Source organism: Azotobacter bryophylli (assembly GCF_042643485.1).
Classification (GTDB): domain Bacteria; phylum Pseudomonadota; class Gammaproteobacteria; order Pseudomonadales; family Pseudomonadaceae; genus Azotobacter; species Azotobacter bryophylli.
The window spans coordinates 291118-308285 of the sequence record NZ_JBHRSJ010000012.1 but is presented as its reverse complement, the minus strand read 5'-3'; the positions used below and the strand labels follow the sequence as shown (position 1 = coordinate 308285).

The following is a 17168-nucleotide window of genomic DNA, read 5'->3' as shown; positions in this document are numbered from 1 at the left end:
CCGCGGCCCTGCGTCGGGTAGCGATTGTCCTGCAACTGCTCTTCACCCAGGCGCGGCCGACCTGTCGGCCGCGGAGTGGCTCAAGGTGCTGGGCGCCGGGTTGTTCGTGTTCGGCATGGCGGAGCTGGAGAAGCTGGTCATCCGCCGCCGGGGCCGTGCGATCCGGGCTTGGGGACGGTGATCGCTCCCGGTAGATGGATCCGGTGGTCGATGTAGGTCTTCTCGGGAACGGGCTTGCCTTCTGCCAGTCGTTTCATGAGCCGGTAGCTCTGCCGGCCCAGTTCGAAGGTCGGCGTGCTGATGTAGGCCCGAAACAGGCCCTCCTCGAGCATGGCCTGCAGGTCGGCGCTGGGATCGCCGATGGTCACGATGATGAGATCCGGACGCTTGCCCATTTTCTCCAGCTCCGCGAGCCGGGGGGCCAGATGCTGGCGGAACTCCTCCGGCCGGCGTACCAGCCAGGCGCCGACGCTGATGATCATGTCGATCTGGCCGGCCTTGAGCAGGGTGTCCAGCTGGGTCAGCGCGGTCTGGAAGGTGTCGGCGTTGTACAGCGGGCAGCGCTCCGGCTCGCTCCAGCCGTTCTCCCCGTGCAGCCGGTCGATCGGGGCGCGTACGCCGGCGAGCTGCTGGCGGATGCCGGCGATGCGCTCGTGCAGATTGGCCTCGTCGGGCCAGCCGCTCAGGATGCAGAGCGTGCCCCCACGCGGCTTGAGGCGCTGGGCGAGGCGGCCCAGATCGCGGCCGAGGGCGAGATTGTCCGAGCCCACGTAGGCCCGCCGCAGGTACCGGTCCATGGGGGCCAGGTCCGAGTCGAAGGTAATCAGCGGGATGCTGCCCAGATGCCGCAGGGCATGGTCGGACAGCCACTGGGAGTTGCTGACCGACACGGCTATGCCGTCCGGATGGCTGTCGAGGGCCTGCTCCAGCGCCTCGTTCTGCCGCCGGAAATGCAGCGGCCCGTGGGCGCCGAGCAGCACGCAGGTATCCCCCTCGGCCCTGGCGGCTGCGGCGCAGCCCTCGCCGGTCTGGACGAAGAAGGGGTTGTCGAGGGTCTTGGCGACCAGGGCGAAGCGCAGGGGTTCAGCGCCGACGAAGGGAGCGAGCGATAGGGGGAAGAGGAGGATCAGGAGTCGGCAGACATTTAGCGAGGGATTCAAGCGGGGACCCTTTCCTTGGCGACTTCTTCTCGTGTATCGGTGTCCGATTCGCACGACGACATAAAATGAGGCGGGGGGAGCCCCCGCCTCGTTTCATGTACTGCATCCCTTGTTCATCACCCTGATGAATCGCCGTCCTGCGATGTCCCGACCATCGTCCCTGACAGTCTGCGTCGTTCCGTCGACGCAAGAGTGATACTAGCCTTCCTCGATGAGTCGACAAGTCGCCGCCCCGGGCTTCCGTTCGTCCGGGGGCGATCGGCGGGCCCGTCATATCAATCGCTTGGCGATCGGCGAGGCGGAGCCTCCCGGGCCTGGCTTACCGCATCTGTAGGCAATGGCTTACAGGGACTGGAACAAACGAGCCTGCACCTGGCTGCAGGCGATAACCCGGGGGCCGGCCCTCGGCGGAGGGCGATGGCGAGGAGCCCTACCTGTAGAGCCAGCGCTCGAGCTCCTCCAGGTTCGCCGCGACGATCTGCTGCGCCGCCGCCTTGGCCTGGACCTTGTCGGGGTCGATCTGGAAGCGTTGCAGCACGTACTGCACCAGCGCGCCGCGGGTGGCGACCGGCAGTCGCCCGTCGCACATGCCGAAATCGGTCTCGATGATCGCCTTCTGTGCCGGTCCCAGGCGCGGGTCCGGCGCGATCAGCACCGTCACCTCGGTATTCCAGTCCCCGTCCTTTTCGCGGCCGTTCTCCGATTTGTCCAGCAGCTCCGGCTCGCCGCGCAGGCGGCTCAGCACGAAGTCCCGATACTCCCAGTTCTTCTCGCAATAGGCCCGCACGTGCCAGCGCATGCCGGTGTAGACCAGGGTGTGCGGAGCGATCAGGCGCACCTCCGGGGTCGGGTTGGCGAAGGATACGTACTCGGTCTCCAGGCGCAGCCCGTCGTGGCAAGCCTTGAGTAGCGGGCGCAGCACCTCGGGACGGACCGAGCGATCCGGTACCTGCAGCACTTCGGTGTGGGCATAGGCCAGGGCCAGGCCCTCGATGTGCGGCGCGCGCTCGTGGTTCTGGTTGAGCAGATGCAGGTAGGCGCTGGCGCTGTCGTCGATGAACAGCGGACAGAACTGCCGGCTGGGCACATAGCCCTTGAGCTGGCGGTCATATGTCAAGTTCTTGGGCGCATGTTCGCTGATGTAGGTGTTGATGTCCTTGGACGCCTGCTGCCGGCTGATGCCAAAGCTCTGCATCAGGTGATGGGTGGTCAGCCGGCCCTCCCACCAGGCTACCGTCTCGATCAGGCGATAGCGTAATGCCAGGTCCCAGCGCACCTGGGCGATCGATTGCTCGCGCTTCATGGGCTCTCCATCTGTGCGAAAACTTTACCTGTACAAGTCTACATTCTAGATATGTCCACTAATACTACATATCCTGCCGCAGTGATTCAATAATGCCATCAAAGGGGAGGAACCCGGCATGGAGGAGATGGGACAGTTGTGGATGGTTCTGTACCTGCTGGCGCTGTGCGCCAGCCTGTTCGCCTTGGGGTTGGCCGTTCAGGGGCTACGGATTCACAGCCTGAGGGAGAGCCTGGCCATCAACGGCGACGCTCTGCGCCGCCAGCGCGCCATCGCCCACGATCTGGTGCGTAGCAACCGCGATCTGTATGCGGAGCTGCGCGGCAAGACGCTGCATATCGAGCAGCTGGAGCGCAGGCTGGCGCTGTTGCAGCGGTGGGTGTTGGAGTGATTCGTGGGATTGCGCCGCATCGGCCCGTTTCCGGGCCTGGGCATACCGTTCGGCCAGTCGATGGCTGCGAAGCCTTCAGCCGTACACCCGCACCCTGCCGCGATCGATCAGCGGCGGCGCTTCCAGGCACTGCAATGGCGACAGGGCATCGACGAGGGTCAGATGGTAGTCGCTGTTCCCAGGCGGCGCGTGGAACACCGCACCGGTGTCAATGAAGCCGATGTTGCCCAGAACGCGGGGGCGCTTGTGAACCGTATGGCCGGCATAGAGCCGGTCGATCAGCGGGACGTGCTGGGTCAGCCCCTGGCTCGGCCGGGTGCGGCTCTGCAGGGCGGTGGCGAGGGTGCGCGGATGGCCCCGTTCGATGGCCATGACGAAGGTCTGCCAGTTCATGCCCGGCGGGATATCGGCATGGACGATACCGACCAGGCCGGTGGGGGTGGCCAGCTCGATGAGGGTGGGCAGGGCACGCAGGGCCTGGAGTACCCGCTGCTGGGCGTCCCGGGTGATGCGTAGCCACCACTCGCCGCCGTAGCTCTCGATCATCAGGGTGAGCAACTTGAGGTCGGGCTGCGCGGTCGCGTGGGCGCGCAGGAGGATCTCCTCGTGGTTGCCGATGATCGCGTGCACGTAGGGGCGCTGCAGGAATTCCGCGACCCGCGCCGATTCCGCGCCGCGGTCGATGAGATCGCCGACCGACAGCAGCAGGTCCTGCTCGGGCCGGAACTCGACCAGATCGAGCGCCTCGTCGACCAGGCCGAAGGTACCGTGGATGTCGCCGACCACAAAGGCCCGCTGGCCCGGCTGCAGTTGCAGGCGGCGAATGCGGCTCGATGGTATGTCAGCTTGGTTGCTCATGGTGGTGTCCCCAGGCGAATTGCTATCCCGGCGGCGGACTGCATGTCCGGACCGAGGCGAAGTCCCTATCCCATTGTCGAAAAAACGCCCGAGAAGTGAAGCCGACCTATTAACGAGCATACCGTCGATTCGGCCGTTTGACAGGTCGGGGCGGCTTGTTTTCCCGGCCGTCCGGCGGCCGTGGGAAAAGAGCACAGCTCCCGGGCGGGCTTCCCGTCAGGACCGGCAACGGCCTACTCTTGCCTCTGCGGATGCGGGGCCCGGCCTGCCCCGCCCCGCATTTCCCCCGATGCTCTCCCGATCGCTGCGATGGTCGGGAACTGCCCAGGAGTCCGGTCATGCGCATCCATATCCTCTCCGACCTGCACAACGAGCTGCGCCCGTTCCAGCCCGCCCGGGTGGAGGCGGACGTGGTGGTGCTGGCCGGCGACATCGACGTCGGGGTCCGCGCTCTGCAATGGGCGCGGCAGGCATTCGACGGCCCGGTGCTCTACGTGCCGGGCAATCACGAGTACTACGGCGGCCATCTGGAGCTGACCCGCCGGGCGATCCGCGCGGCCGCCGACGAGCGCGTGCGGGTGCTGGACTTCGACGAGGCGGTGCTCGGTGGGGTGCGCTTTCTCGGCGTCACCGGCTGGAGCGATTACGTGGCGACCGGGGATCGCGCCCAGGCGCAGCGGATCGCCCGGCAGCGGATGCTGGATTTCCGCCAGATCCACTGCGGGGACGAGGACCGCCTCGCCGAGCCGGAGGATTTCGCCGACCTCGCCGAACGCGCCCGGGATTGGCTGCGTACTAGCCTGGCCCGGCCCTTCCCGGGGCCGACCGTGGTGATCACCCACCATGCGCCTTCGTTGCATTCGGTCGAGGGACATCCCTATGCCGGCAGCCACCTGGACGCGTCCTTCGCCAACGGCTGGGACGATCTGCTGGGGCCGGGGGTGCAGCTGTGGATCCACGGCCATACCCACTATGCCGTGGACTACCGGCTCGCTGGCACCCGGGTCGTTTCCAACCCGCGCGGCTATGCGCACGAAGACGTCGCCTTCGATCCGCAGTGCGTGGTGACGCTGGAACAAGGCGGGGCGGCCCGGGAGGGGTGAGCGGTCGGACCTCAGATTCCCGCTCGAGGCGGCGATCCGTTGCGCCGCGGCGGCTATCTTTCAATGTGCCGGCCCGCAGAACGAGCCCCGGACCGCCAGGGTTGGTAGCCGATGCAGTGGGCTCTCCTGCGGCTTGCGAGCGGATGGTCCCGTCATGCCCGCCCCTGCTTTTCCTCCGGAGCGGGCGTCGACCGCCGGTCAACCCGCATGCGCCTGCTTCAGCGCCTCGATATCGAGCTTCTTCATTCCCAGCATCGCCTCCAGTGTTCTCTGGGCCCTGGCCGGGTCGGCATCGCCGAGCAGGTCGGGCAATAGGTGCGGGAGGATCTGCCAGGAAACCCCGTACCTGTCCTGCAGCCAGCCGCACCGCTGGGCTTGTTCGTCCCCACCGGCGGAGAGTCTTTCCCAGTAGTGGTCCAGCTCGTCCTGGGTCGCGCAGTCGACCTGGAACGAGATGGCGCCGTTGAAGCGAAACAGCGTGCCGCCGTTGAGGGCGGTGAAGGGCTGGCCGGCCAGCTCGAAGGATACGGCCATCACGGTTCCGGGCTCGCGTCCGTGGATCTCGCGCCCGGCCTCCCCGTAACGGGAGAGGCGGGTGATTCTGGAGTTCTCGAAGATGCCGGTATAGAAGCGCGCCGCTTCTTCGGCCTGGTCGACGAACCAGAGGCAGGGGCTGATCTTCCTGATGTGCGCCATGATCGTTCTCCTGATGGTGCCGGGGTGGCTAACCTGTCTTCCATGGGGCGTCCGCGGCGTCGCGAAATCGGCGGGCGGGCGCGAAACGGATCGGGGCAGGCGCATCCTGGCGGGCGAAGTCGCGGCCAGGGGCATGCCCCATGATCAGGTGGAAAGCATATGACGAATCTGAACGCGATACCCGAGGCGGGAGAGAGCCGTCCGGCTCCGGCCAGCGGCGGCGAGATCCGTTTCGCCGTGGGCGGCGGTGCCCTCGGCGCCATTCTGCTGGCCGCAAGCGAACGCGGGGTTTGCGCGATCCTGCTGGGCGACGAGCCGGACGTCCTGCTGGGCGAGCTGCGGGAGCGCTTTCCCGCGGCGTGTCTGACCGGCGGCGATGCCGACCTGGCACGCCTGGTCGGCCGGGTGGCGGGCTTCATCGAGGCGCCGCGGCAGGGGCTGGAGCTGCCGCTCGACATTCGCGGCACGGTTTTCCAGCGACGCGTCTGGGAAGTTCTGCGGCAGATCCCGCCCGGGGAGACCCTCAGCTATGCGGAGGTCGCTCGGCGGATCGGTGCCCCCACGGCGGTGCGGGCGGTAGCCCGGGCCTGCGGCGCGAACGCTCTGGCGCTGGCCATTCCCTGTCACCGCGTGGTACGCAGCGATGGCGGGCTGTCCGGCTATCGCTGGGGCGTGGAGCGCAAGCGCGCCCTGCTGGAGCGCGAGGCGCGGCCGTAGCGGCGGCGGGCCGGCTTGGCGGCCGTTGCCTCGGTCACTCCGCCGGGGCGGAAGCGCTTTCCTCCAGCCACTGCTCGATCCGCGCCGCGGTGGCCTTCTCGAGCGGTGCGAAGGCGGCGATGCCATGCTTGAGGGCCACCTCATCGCCATTCCTGGCCGCCTGCTCGAGTTCGGCGCACAGCTGCCCGAGCTGGACCGCTCCCACGGACCTGGAGGCCGCTTTCAGACTGTGGGCGAGGGAGCCGATGGTGTGGGTGTCCTGATGCTGGAAGGCTTCGCGGATCTGCGACGACTGGGTACGCAGCGAGTCGAGGTAGAGGTCGAGAATCTCGCGGATCAGCTCCGCATCCTCGCCCATCTGGGCGCACAGGGCGGCGGGGTCGACCAGCATCGTCTGCTCGACAGTGCTTTGCGCGGCGGGCGGGTGCGGCCGCACGGCCTGTCCTTCCCGCCCCAGCCAGCGCTCCAGGGCATCCCCTAGGTTGCCGAGGAGGATGGGCTTGGTCAGGTATTCGTCCATGCCGGTACCGAGGGCCCGCTCGGCTTCGCTGCGCAAGGCGTTGGCGGTCAGGGCCAGGATCGGCATGCGGCTCTGCCCGGCTTCCTCGCTGCGGATGCTTGCGGTCAGCTGGTAGCCGTCCATGTTCGGCATCTGCAGATCGCTGAGCAGCAGGTCGTAGGAGCCCTGCCGCCACATCTCCAGCGCCTCGGCACCATCGTCGGCCATGTCAAAGGCGTAGCCCAGGATGGAGAGCTGCTGCTGGACGACCTTGCGGTTCACCGCATCGTCTTCCGCCACCAGAATCCGCGGCGACGAGACATCCGCGGCCGGCCTGCGCCGGGCGGGGAGGACGGGCGGGCTGCTGGCGTCGGCCGGCGCACTGGCGGCTTCGAGGGGCAGGGTGACGGTGAATTCCGCGCCCTTGCCCGGCATGCTGGCGACTGCGATCTCGCCGTGCAGCATCTGCACCAGGCGCTTGCAGATGGCCAGCCCCAGGCCGGTGCCGCCGAAGCGGCGGTTGGTGGCGGACTCGCCCTGGTTGAAGGGCGTGAACAGGTGGCGCAGGTTCTCCGGGGCGATGCCGATGCCGTTGTCCTCCACGGCGATGGCCACCCGCAGCGGATCGGCGCTGGCCAGACGCACGCGCACCTCGACCAGCCCGGGTCGCTCGCTGCGGCCGCCGGAGAACTTCAGGGCATTGCCGATCAGGTTGTAGAAGATCTGCCGCAGGCGCGTGGCGTCGGATTTCACCCAGCCCGGAACGTCCTCGGCGATGCTGTAGTTCAGCACCACGCCCTGCGAGCGGGCCAGGGCGAGCAGGGAGTTGCACAGGCTGTCGACCAGGCCGGTGAGGTTCAGCGGCGCCCGTTCGATGGCCAGCTTGCCGGCCTCGATCTTGGAGAAGTCGAGGATGTCGTTGATGATGGCCAAAAGGTTGCTCGACGACTCGCGGATGGTCTGCACCAGGTCGGCCTGATAGGCGTTCAGGTTGTCCTGGGCCAGTACGTCGATCAGACCGATGATGCCGTTCATCGGTGTGCGGATTTCATGGCTCATGGCCGCAAGGAAGACCGACTTGGCCCGGTTCGCCTGCTCGGCATCCTCCCGGGCCTGGGTCAGCTTGGCGATCAGCGCCTTGCGCTCGCGAATGTCGCGCAGGCTGGCGATGAGAAAACGCTCGCCGTTCACGTAGTATTCGGAGGCGCTCAGCTCCAGGCTGATCGAGTGTCCGTCCTTGTGCTGGCCGATCACCTCGACCCGCGAGCCGATCACTCGCCGCCCGCACGCCTCCAGTTCGCGGCTTAGATGGTCGCCGTGCCGTTCGCGTAGCGGCGCGGCGATCAGGCAGGAAACGTTGCGGCCGATCAGCTCCTCCGGTCGATAGCCGAGCAACTGCTCGCTGGCCGCGTTGACGCCCTGGATATTGCCATGGCAGTCGAGGGTGATCACGCAGTCGAGCAGGTGGTCGAGGACCGCGCGGAGTTCCTCCTTCTTTTCCTGCAGTTCGACGAGCGCCTGGCTGTGCTCCCCGATGCGCTGTTCCAGTTGCGCGTTCAGTTCCTTGAGCTGCTGGGCGGCCAGATGCTGCTCGGTGGTGTCGCGGGCGGTGGCGAACCAGGTCTCGCCCGGTTGCGGCAGGGTTTTCCAGGTGAGCCAGCGGAAGGAGCCGTCCTTGCAGCGATAGCGGTTCTCGAAGTCCGTGGCGACCTCGCCCGAGCGCACCCGTTCGAACTCGGCCTGCGTGGCGCCGAGGTCGTCGGGGTGAACGAATTCCATGAAGGGGCGGGACAGCAGCTCCTCCTCGCTCCAGCCCAGCGTGCGGGAGAAGGCCGGGTTGATCCTGTGGAGGTAGCCATCCTTGCCGGCGATGCAGAACAGATCGAGCGCCAAGGCGAAGAAGCGGTCGCGTTGCTCGTCGATGCGCAACTGGGCGCTGATCTCATCGAGCGAGGTGCAACCGCCCTGCTGGCAGTCCGCCGGAACCCGTTGCGATGGAAGGGCGGAACCATCCGGGTTGGTTCCGCCCCCGTCCTCCTTTCCCGGGGCGGGCTGCGCTCCGGGCAGATAGGGTCGCGCGAGCCGGATGCCCAGCCATGCCAGGGCGGTCTCGGCGCTGGCCAGCAGGGCGCTTAGGCCGGCGCCGGTCGGCGAGAGGTCTAGCCACAGATTGGTCAGCAGGCTGCCCAGCCAGACTCCGGGCCAGCAGCCCTGGCCACCGAGCAGCAGCGTCGCGATGCCCAGGCCGGCGCTGGGCCAGAGAGGGGAGGGATAACCCGGAGGGAGGGGCAGGGAGGTGCCGATGAGTCCGGCCAGCGCATACAGCCCGACGATCGACAGATTCTTCCAGAGAAGGCCGAGGGGGGCACGGATGGGCTTCACGTTCGAAGCTGGCAAGCGGTCATTCCTTGACATTGTTAACTGCTCTTGGAAATTGCGGGAGCCCCGAGCGTTCGGGCGCCCACGGCCGCGAAAACATTGCAGCTCATATTGTTATTCGATACGACCGGCTGCGGATGGTGGCAAAAAGGTAAGTGCGAGGCAAGCCGCTCCATGCAGTCCTGTTGGGTGGAATACGGCCGGGGGCTTTCCGCAGTCAAGGTTATTTGGAGCGTGCATGGAGTGCAGAGGAGGAGCTGGAGTTCGCCGCGCGAATTAACTCACCCTCATCAAAGCGGTATCGACCTCAACGCCTTCAACCCTCCGACAAGAGCGCAGGACCTCTCCGAGACGTTGCTGAAAACCATCACACAGTCTCGGCTTCTTCCAGGCTCTGGCGAACCCCGCTAATCGAATCCTGCAAGCGTCGGGTGAAATCCGAATGTTCCCGATAGGTCATGATCAGGCGGTCGATAGCCCGGGTCATGGCGACATAGAGCAAGCGTGCCTCGTCGGTTTCGGACTCACCCGACTTGGGCATGTCGTGCAGGCAGGGAATGAGTACCAGGCCGAACTCAAGCCCCTTGCTGGAGTGCATGCTGACCACCTTGACCGCGTCGACCTCGCTGTACAAATTGCCCCGTCCCCTCGTCGAAAGGCCGGACGAATAGGCGATGCCTGCCATCTTCAGGGCCTGTTCGGCCCGTTTGCCGTGGCTGTTGCTGCGGTAAATCACGGCGATATCGCTCAGTGGGCGTCCCTGGCCCTGTTCGTCGCGGATGCGCTCGATGATGCAGTTCCACTCATGCCAGTCCGACTCGCAGCGGATCAGCTCCGGAAAGGCGCCGCGCCGGCCCGCGCTTTCGGGGGCGATCACCGGCACGCCGTCCTCGGCCGCTTCGCGTGCAGCCAGCAATTCGGTCGCGAATGCCCGGGCCACCGACAGCACTTCCACGGTATTGCGGTAGTTCAGGCGCAATATGGTGGTGCGTCCTTTGGCCTGGATGCCGACGCTGGCGAAGCTGAAGTCGCGACGACGATCGCCGCTCCGTTGGTGGTAGATGGATTGGGCGTCGTCGTAAAGAACCAGCAGGGAGTTGGTCCCCGGATCGACCATCTGCACCACCAGCTTGAACCATTCCGGCTGGAAATCGTGACCCTCGTCGATCAGCACCGCGGCGTATTGGGCTCGGGGAATCTGGCCGCGCTCCACCCCTTCGATGGTTCTGGCCACCAGTTGCTCCATCTGCTGGTCGACCGGCAGACGGGAGTCGGGCAGGTCGATCTGGAAGCTCACCAGCATGTCCCGGCACCAGGCATGGAAATTTCGCACGGCGACCTTGTCGCTGAGGCCGCGCTCGGCAATCACCTGGCTTAGGCGCCCTGCCAGAGAGCGGTTGTAACAGAGCACCAGAATGGGCTTGTTCGCGGCCATGGCGAGATGGACGCAGCGATAGCCGAGGATCATGGTCTTGCCGCTGCCGGCAGCCCCGTGGATGACCCGATGCCCTTCGCCGAGAGAGCGAGCCAGTTGCTCCTGTTGCAGATCCATCACTTTCATCAGGCTGGGTAACGAGACCTCGGCCTCAGGGAACAGACCGAATTGTCCCGGTTGGGCGTTCACCCGGACTTCGGGGTAGAGGTGATAGCGGACCCTGTCGATCTGCGGAAGGGTCAGCTTGCAGGGGAATACATGATGGAACATGTCCCATAGACGTTGCTGAAAGGCCTCGTCCTCCACCGTTTCGGTCATCTCGTCCTGAAAGATGACCCGATGCGGATCAAGCACCTCAGCCAGGTTCGTCTGCTCGAACTGGCGGCGGGTGATCGCGGTGAAGACCACGCCCCAGCCGTAGGGCATGATCAGGTTTCCGGCGCGCGAGGAGCCCGGCGGCTGTTTCAGCGCCGGATCCTTCTGCAGCGTCACCGCCACTTCCAGCGCATAGGCACGGGCTTGCATCATCGGGTTGCGCACCGACTTCGACCGGCCGCTATCGAGGATCTGCGCCGTACCGGGGTCCATGGTCTGGATGGTATCCAGCTTCCAGTCCTTGACTTCGAGTATCAGAACTCCCCGCTGCGGATGAAGCAGCACGAAGTCGGGCTGCAGCGCTTTCGGCCCCACCGGTACGTTGAACCAGCACAGATAGTCATCTTCGAGCTTTTTATCCAAGCGCTCGGCCAGGCGTCGTTCGCCTGGGGTATCGAAATGGCAGCTGGAGCGGGCGGGGAAAAATCTGGCCATAACAAACGGTGCCTTCCCGTGGCGTGCCGATGAGGCACGTTTTCATATCTGCAAAGCAAAGAATCGAGGCTCAGCCCGCGAGCGAGGCAGGGATAGGACATTGCCCGCAGGGGCGGCCCCGAACGGCGAGTAGGTTGCTGCGCCCATAAAAGCCACTACATGCCGAGCACTCGATGCTCAATCCAGGCAACAGTAATGGCTTTTTGTCACCACCTGCAACGAATCCTTCATTTGATCGTCTCCACAGCGGGTCCGGCTACGGCCTTGCGATAAACGCTGGCGTGCCAGTAACCCCGCATCAGCAGGGGCGCCGGTCCGGACCAGCCGTGCCGGCGCAATTGCCGGGCGATGAGCAGGTTCATGATGCCGTGCCCCATCAGCAGCACGCTGCCGTGCGTTTCGGCCAGCGCGATCAGCCGCTGCGCCGCCGCCTCGGCCCGCTGGCGCGATTCGGCGATGGGCTCGGTGTGGCGGGCGAAGCCGCAGAACCAGGCGCAGCGGAACAGCAGGCGCCAGAGACTCGGCGGCAGCCGCGGGAAAGACCAGTCTGGATAGGGCAGGTGGGCTTCGGCGAAGACGGGATCGGGTGCCGGGCAGGCGCCCAGCCCCAGGCAGTCCCGGGACTGCCGGCAGCGCGCGGAAGGGCTGCAGACCACCGCCCCCGCCGTGGCGGCCAGCTCCGCGAGCCGGGCGGGCACCTCGCGGACGGCGACCTCCGCCTCGTTGTAGCGCTCGATCCAGTCCTTCATCTGCGCCGGTGTGCACCAGCGCGGGGAGGAATGCTCGGGCCTGCCGTGGCGCACCAGGATGATCTGCATGAAAGGGCTCGGTAGCGTGGGTCGTCGATCGGGCGGGCGCTTCGCGCGATCGTCCTGCTGGCTTTGTGCCAAGGAGCCGCGCCGCACCTAAACTTCCATCGCACCGGTATTACTCTAATCTGCCGACGGGCGACGGCAATGGACGAGGTGTTTCGTGGAGAACCGCTACGACGTCTTGATCATCGGCGCCGGCCTGTCGGGTATCGGGATGGCCTGCCACCTGACCAGGGAGGCGCCGGGCCTGAGCTTCGCCATCCTGGAGCGGCGCAAGGCCATCGGCGGGACCTGGGACCTGTTCCGCTATCCGGGCGTCCGCTCGGATTCGGACATGTTCAGCTTTGGCTACGACTTCCGCCCCTGGAACGGACTGCAGGTGCTCGCCGACGGCCCCTCGATCCGCCGCTACATCGAGGAGACCGCCCGCCAGTTCGGGGTCGACCGCAAGATCCGCTTTGGCCTCCGGATCACCGAGGCCAGCTGGTCCGGCGCGGAGCGGCGCTGGACGATCAAGGCCCTGGCCGAGGAGACCGGCGAGGCGCTGGTCTTCGTCTGCCGCTACCTGATCGCCTGCACCGGCTACTACGACTACGACGAGGGGTATCTGCCGCGCTTCCCGGGTGTGGAGCGCTACCGCGGCCGGCGCATCCATCCCCAGCACTGGCCGGAAGACCTGGACTGGCGCGGCAAGCGCATCGTCGTGGTCGGCAGCGGCGCGACCGCCGTGACCCTGGTCCCGGCGCTGGCCGGCCAGGCGGCGCACGTCACCATGCTGCAGCGCTCGCCCGGCTATCTGCTCTCGGTGCCGAGTCGGGACAAGATCTCCGCCGCTCTCCGGCGCATCCTGCCGGAGCCGCTGGTCTACGGCTTGGCGCGCAAGCGGAACATCGCCCTCAACCGGCTGATCTACAAGGCCGCCAGGCGCTGGCCGCAGCAGGTGCGGCGCTGGCTGCTGGCCGGCGTCAGGAGGCATCTGGGGGCGGGCGTCGACATGCGCGACTTCACGCCCCGCTACCTGCCGTGGGACGAGCGCCTGTGCGTGGTGCCGGACGCCGACCTGTTCGACGCCATCCGGCGGGGCAAGGCCTCGGTGGTGACGGACGGCATCGAAACCTTCACCGAGCGCGGCATGCGGCTCGAATCAGGCCGGGAGCTGGAGGCGGACATCGTCGTCACCGCCACCGGGCTGAAGCTGCAATCCTGCGGCGGCATCCGGGTGCTGTTGGACGGCCGGGAGCTCCCAGTCGGCGAGCGGATGACCTACAAGGGCGTGCTGGTGCAGGACGTCCCCAACTGCGGCATCCTCTTCGGCTACACCAACGCGCCCTGGACGCTGAAGGCCGACCTGGCTGCCCGCTACCTGTGCCGCCTGTTCGAGCACATGCGCCGCAACGGGCTGGAGGTGTTCACGCCCAGGGCGCCGGCGGGCGAGATGCAGGAGGAGTCCGTGCTGGACTCTCTGCGCGCCGGCTACATCCGGCGCGCTCAGGCCCTGCTGCCGCGCCAGGGTCGCCATCCGCCCTGGCGCGTGCTCAACGACTTCGCATTCGACCGGACGATGTTGCTGGAGGAGCCTGTCGCGGATGCCGCACTGGAGTTCCTGCCCTTCGCGGCGGCCGGCCCCGCCCGCGAGCCGGCGCGGGCGGGGGAATGCTCGCGTTCCGGGCTCTGAAATCCGTTCGTGCTTGTCCGATAGAGGGAGAAATCATGGAATTCAACGCCGATCGGCTGCGCGAGGCCCGGCACGTGGTGGTCTTCACCGGGGCGGGCGTCTCCGCCGAGAGCGGCATCCCCACGTTCCGCGACGCCCTGACCGGGCTCTGGGAGCGCTTCGATCCGGCCGAGCTGGCCACCGCGGATGCCTTCCGCCGCGATCCCGCGCTGGTGTGGGGCTGGTACGAGTGGCGGCGGAGGAAGGCGCTGCAGGCGCAGCCCAACCCGGCGCACCGGGCGATCGCCGAGCTGGCGCGATGGGTGCCGAAACTCACGCTGGTCACGCAGAACGTCGACGACCTACACGAGCGCGCCGGCAGCCGGGATGTGCTGCACCTGCATGGTAGCTTGAGCGCACCGCGCTGCTTCGCCTGCGCCCGGCCCTACCGGCAGGCCCTGCCAGTGCCGGACGTGCCGGAGGTGGGCGCGCGGATCGAGCCGCCGCGCTGCCCGCACTGCAACGGGAAGATCAGGCCCGGCGTCGTGTGGTTCGGTGAGGCGCTGCCCGAGAAGGCTCTGCGCGAGGCGTTCGCCGCGGCGCGCGACTGCGATCTGCTGCTGTCCGTCGGCACGTCCGGAGTGGTCCAGCCGGCTGCGCAGATCCCCCTCATCGCCCAGGAAAACGGTGCGACCGTACTGCACATCAACCCGCAGCCGGTTCTGCTCGGGGGCGAGCGGGTGTTCGGCCTGGTGGGCAAGGCCGGCGAGATCCTGCCCGACCTGCTGCGCCGGGCGTTCGGCCGCTAGAAATAGGTGGTCAGGGTCGCGCGGACGTTGCGCGGCTCCACCGGGTGGAAGTGCACGTCCTCCATCCCGCCGGCGCTTTCCCCGGCCAGACGCGAGGCGTAGTAGTAGGTGATGTCGTCGGCCTTGCTGTCGAACAGGTTGAACACGTCCAGGGCCAGCTTCCAGTCCGGATTGAACTTGTAGCCCACGCGCAGGTAGGCCAGGGTGGTGGCCTTGGAGCGCACGCTGTTGTCCTCGATCAGCGGCCGCGGGCCGAAGTAGCGCAGCTGGAACTGGCCAAACCAGGGCCCCAGGTCGGTGACGGACACGCCGAAGGAGGCCACTTTCTCGATGGCGCCGGGAATGTGCTGGCCCGACGGGTCGGAGCGGGTGTAGCGGGCATGCGAGGTGGCCAGGTCCAGGTCGAAGAACAGCCAGGGCAGGGCCATGTAGTGGTTGTTCCACTCGATGCCCCGGCGGAGGCTGGGCCGGCTCGGCTCGGTGTCCCCCGCGTCGCCGGAGAACACCAGCTCCGAGCCCACCCTCAACTGCCAGAAGGCGATGGAACTCTGCAGCCGCGGGACGATTTCGGTGCGGATGCCGATCTCGCCGCCCTTGGTCCGCACCAGGGGATCGGCCGGGCTGGTGGCCTGCAGCTCCTTGGGCGTGACGCGGGCGGTCACGCCGCGGGCGTCGTTGCTGTGGAAGCCGTAGCCGTAGTTGAGGAAGTATTCGGTCTGGGCCCAGGGGCCGAAGATCAGGGACAGCTTGGGCGAGCTGATGATGGCGCTGCGCTTGCCGCTGTTCTGGGGAATGTTGCTGTTCACGTCGAAGTTGTAGTGGTCGAGGCGCAGCCCCGCGACGCTGCGTAGCCAGGAGGTCCACTGCAGGGAGTTCTCCCCGTAGAGGGCGGCGGCGGTTTCGCGCACCTGGCTCTTCTGGGTGGTATCCACCCGCTTGCCGTTGGCCGCGCTGTAGAGCCCCACCGGATCGAGACGGTCGTGCCGGAGCTGGACGCCCAGGGTGTTGCTCATGTCCAGCCCGGCGAGTTCGCCGAACCAGGCGCGGCTGCTGGCGAAGCCGAAGACGTCGCGCTTCTCGGCCTGCTCGAACTGGTCGCCGGCGAGCCCGCTGGGGTTGGCCGCACCGCCCAGGTCGGCCGGGTTGTCCAGCAGGTAGGTGAAGTCCGAGAACAGGTCCAGGCGGGAGTGGATCGCGTAGGCGTTGAACTTGAACAGCCCGTCGTCCAGTTTGCGCCGGGTGTCGAAGGACAGGCTGTAGCGTTCGGTCCTGCCGTGATCGCTGGAGTCGAGGGAGCCGAAGCGGCCGATCAGGCCTTCTTCCACCGCACGCTTGGGGATCTGGTCGGTCGAGTTCCACTTGGCCGAGTAGCCCATCGCGGTGATGTGACTGAGGTTGTCGTCGTCGCCGAAGCTGTAGCGCAGCACGCCGTTCAGCTTCCGGAAGTTCTCCGGCTTGTCCCAGGGGCCGTCGTTGTGGCTGGCCTCGAAGGCGTAGAGCAGGTCGCCGTTGCCGACGGCATGGGAATCCGCTATCAGGCTGCGGCCGTAGCCCCAGCTCCCGCCGGTGAGGGAGGCCATGCCCCGCGGCATCCGGTCCACCAGGCCGATGCGGGCGGCGCCGGCGGAGGCGAAGTCGCCCTCTTCGGCGGAGTAGGGGCCCTTCCGGTAGCCGATCCGGTCGACCAGCTCGGGGATCAGCCAGTTGAGGTCGCTGTAGCCTTGGCCGTGGGCATGGCTCGGCATGTTCACCGGCATGCCGTCGACGAAGGTGGCGAAGTCGGTGCCGTGGTCCAGGTTGAAGCCGCGCAGGAAGTACTGGTTCGCCTTACCGTCGCCACTGTGCTGGGTGATGATCACCCCCGGCACGAACTCCAGCACCTCGGCCGGGCGCAGGATCGGGCGGCTCTGGATCAGCTTGGCGTTCACCACGCCCTGGCTGGCCGCATCGGACGTGCCGACCGCATTGTCGTAGTTGCCCTGCACCGTCATGGGGGCCAGTTCGGTGATGTCCGGCTCGGCGGTTTCGGCAGCCCTGGTCGCTGCGCTGGTCTGGGTTGTCCTGGCGTCCGGGGTGTCTGCGGCGCTGGTCAGGCCGGCCTGGATGGCGATTACCGCCCCGGCGACCGTGCGAAAAGAGAAAAAGCTCATTGGTTGCTCTTGGCGGCCGGGAGCCCGTGGCGATCCCGACCTTTCGTCATGAATTCCGAGGTGGCGTCTTTAGCGGTGCCGGTAGCGGTGTCTGCCGCTCCGGCGTGTGATGTTGAAATAATATCAACCGAAACCAGGGTAATGGCCTGATTTATAGCCGTTTATGGCTTAATTTTGTAACAAAGAAGAAATAGTGTCATATGCATAGGAGTGGCCGATGGATATGCGTGCCGCGAGACCTCTATATAGCGTCTCCTTGAACCGGGAATGCGGATAGCCCGGGCCGGCTGGCCGAACATGGACGATCCGGTTCCCGGAGTTCTGGTCCATCGACGTCAGGACGATATCGACGTAACGTGCATAGGGGGCGCAGGGACGATCGCCTTGGAGGG

General features: G+C 66.8%; 12 protein-coding genes and 1 pseudogene. 5 read left to right on the top strand and 8 right to left on the bottom strand.

The features are described from left to right. Positions 1-137: 137 nt before the first annotated feature. Both ACFOJE_RS07580 and ACFOJE_RS07575 read right to left on the bottom strand, forming a co-directional pair. Complete coding sequence (locus tag ACFOJE_RS07580; protein ID WP_377813700.1) at positions 138-1160, bottom strand: substrate-binding domain-containing protein; 1023 nt, start codon at positions 1158-1160, stop codon at positions 138-140. 430 nt (positions 1161-1590) lie between these two features. Further along, positions 1591-2463 (bottom strand): WYL domain-containing protein, encoded by an 873-nt coding sequence (locus tag ACFOJE_RS07575; RefSeq protein WP_377813699.1) that lies wholly within the window; start codon positions 2461-2463, stop codon positions 1591-1593. 118 nt (positions 2464-2581) lie between these two features. Here ACFOJE_RS07575 and ACFOJE_RS07570 point away from each other — a divergent pair, with 118 nt between their 5' ends. Next, positions 2582-2854, top strand: a complete 273-nt coding sequence (locus ACFOJE_RS07570) for a hypothetical protein (protein WP_377813698.1) — start codon at positions 2582-2584, stop codon at positions 2852-2854. Positions 2855-2929: 75 nt separating this feature from the next. On the opposite strand, the gene ACFOJE_RS07565 is transcribed toward ACFOJE_RS07570, so the two are convergent. Next, positions 2930-3712 carry a metallophosphoesterase gene (locus ACFOJE_RS07565; RefSeq protein WP_377813697.1) on the bottom strand — a complete coding sequence of 261 codons (783 nt, stop codon included), beginning with the start codon at positions 3710-3712 and terminating at the stop codon, positions 2930-2932. Between the two features lie 338 nt (positions 3713-4050). On the opposite strand from ACFOJE_RS07565, the gene ACFOJE_RS07560 reads away from it, so the two are divergent. Then, complete coding sequence (locus ACFOJE_RS07560; protein WP_377813696.1) at positions 4051-4815, top strand: metallophosphoesterase; 765 nt, start codon at positions 4051-4053, stop codon at positions 4813-4815. Between the two features lie 198 nt (positions 4816-5013). Here the strand turns inward: ACFOJE_RS07560 and ACFOJE_RS07555 are convergent, their stop codons facing one another. Then, complete coding sequence (locus tag ACFOJE_RS07555) at positions 5014-5511, bottom strand: VOC family protein (RefSeq protein ID WP_377813695.1); 498 nt, start codon at positions 5509-5511, stop codon at positions 5014-5016. A gap of 216 nt (positions 5512-5727) precedes the next feature. On the opposite strand from ACFOJE_RS07555, the pseudogene ACFOJE_RS07550 reads away from it, so the two are divergent. Then, a pseudogene (locus ACFOJE_RS07550) lies at positions 5728-6228 on the top strand (methylated-DNA--[protein]-cysteine S-methyltransferase); the annotation flags it as partial. Between the two features lie 34 nt (positions 6229-6262). Here ACFOJE_RS07550 and ACFOJE_RS07545 read toward each other — a convergent pair. From ACFOJE_RS07545 to ACFOJE_RS07535, 3 genes are all read right to left on the bottom strand, one after another. After that, the gene (locus tag ACFOJE_RS07545; protein WP_377813694.1) at positions 6263-9124 is read right to left on the bottom strand and encodes a PAS domain S-box protein; all 2862 of its coding nucleotides are present in this window, start codon (positions 9122-9124) and stop codon (positions 6263-6265) included. Positions 9125-9473: 349 nt separating this feature from the next. Then, entirely contained in the window at positions 9474-11351 is a 1878-nt protein-coding gene (locus tag ACFOJE_RS07540) for a 3'-5' exonuclease (protein ID WP_377813693.1), read from the bottom strand. Positions 11352-11578: 227 nt separating this feature from the next. Continuing rightward, positions 11579-12169: a histidine phosphatase family protein gene (locus tag ACFOJE_RS07535; RefSeq protein WP_377813692.1), complete on the bottom strand. Its 591-nt coding sequence runs from the start codon at positions 12167-12169 to the stop codon at positions 11579-11581. 154 nt (positions 12170-12323) lie between these two features. Here ACFOJE_RS07535 and ACFOJE_RS07530 point away from each other — a divergent pair, with 154 nt between their 5' ends. Together ACFOJE_RS07530 and ACFOJE_RS07525 are read left to right on the top strand one after the other, a co-directional pair. After that, entirely contained in the window at positions 12324-13838 is a 1515-nt protein-coding gene (locus tag ACFOJE_RS07530; RefSeq protein WP_377813691.1) for a flavin-containing monooxygenase, read from the top strand. A 35-nt stretch (positions 13839-13873) separates the two neighbouring features. Next, positions 13874-14626, top strand: a complete 753-nt coding sequence (locus ACFOJE_RS07525) for an SIR2 family NAD-dependent protein deacylase (RefSeq protein WP_377813690.1) — start codon at positions 13874-13876, stop codon at positions 14624-14626. On the opposite strand, the gene ACFOJE_RS07520 is transcribed toward ACFOJE_RS07525, so the two are convergent. Then, positions 14623-16776, bottom strand: coding sequence for a TonB-dependent receptor (locus ACFOJE_RS07520; protein WP_377813689.1), 2154 nt, complete (start codon positions 16774-16776; stop codon positions 14623-14625). The two genes, ACFOJE_RS07525 and ACFOJE_RS07520, sit on opposite strands and share 4 nt — an antisense overlap. Positions 16777-17168 lie beyond the last annotated feature (392 nt).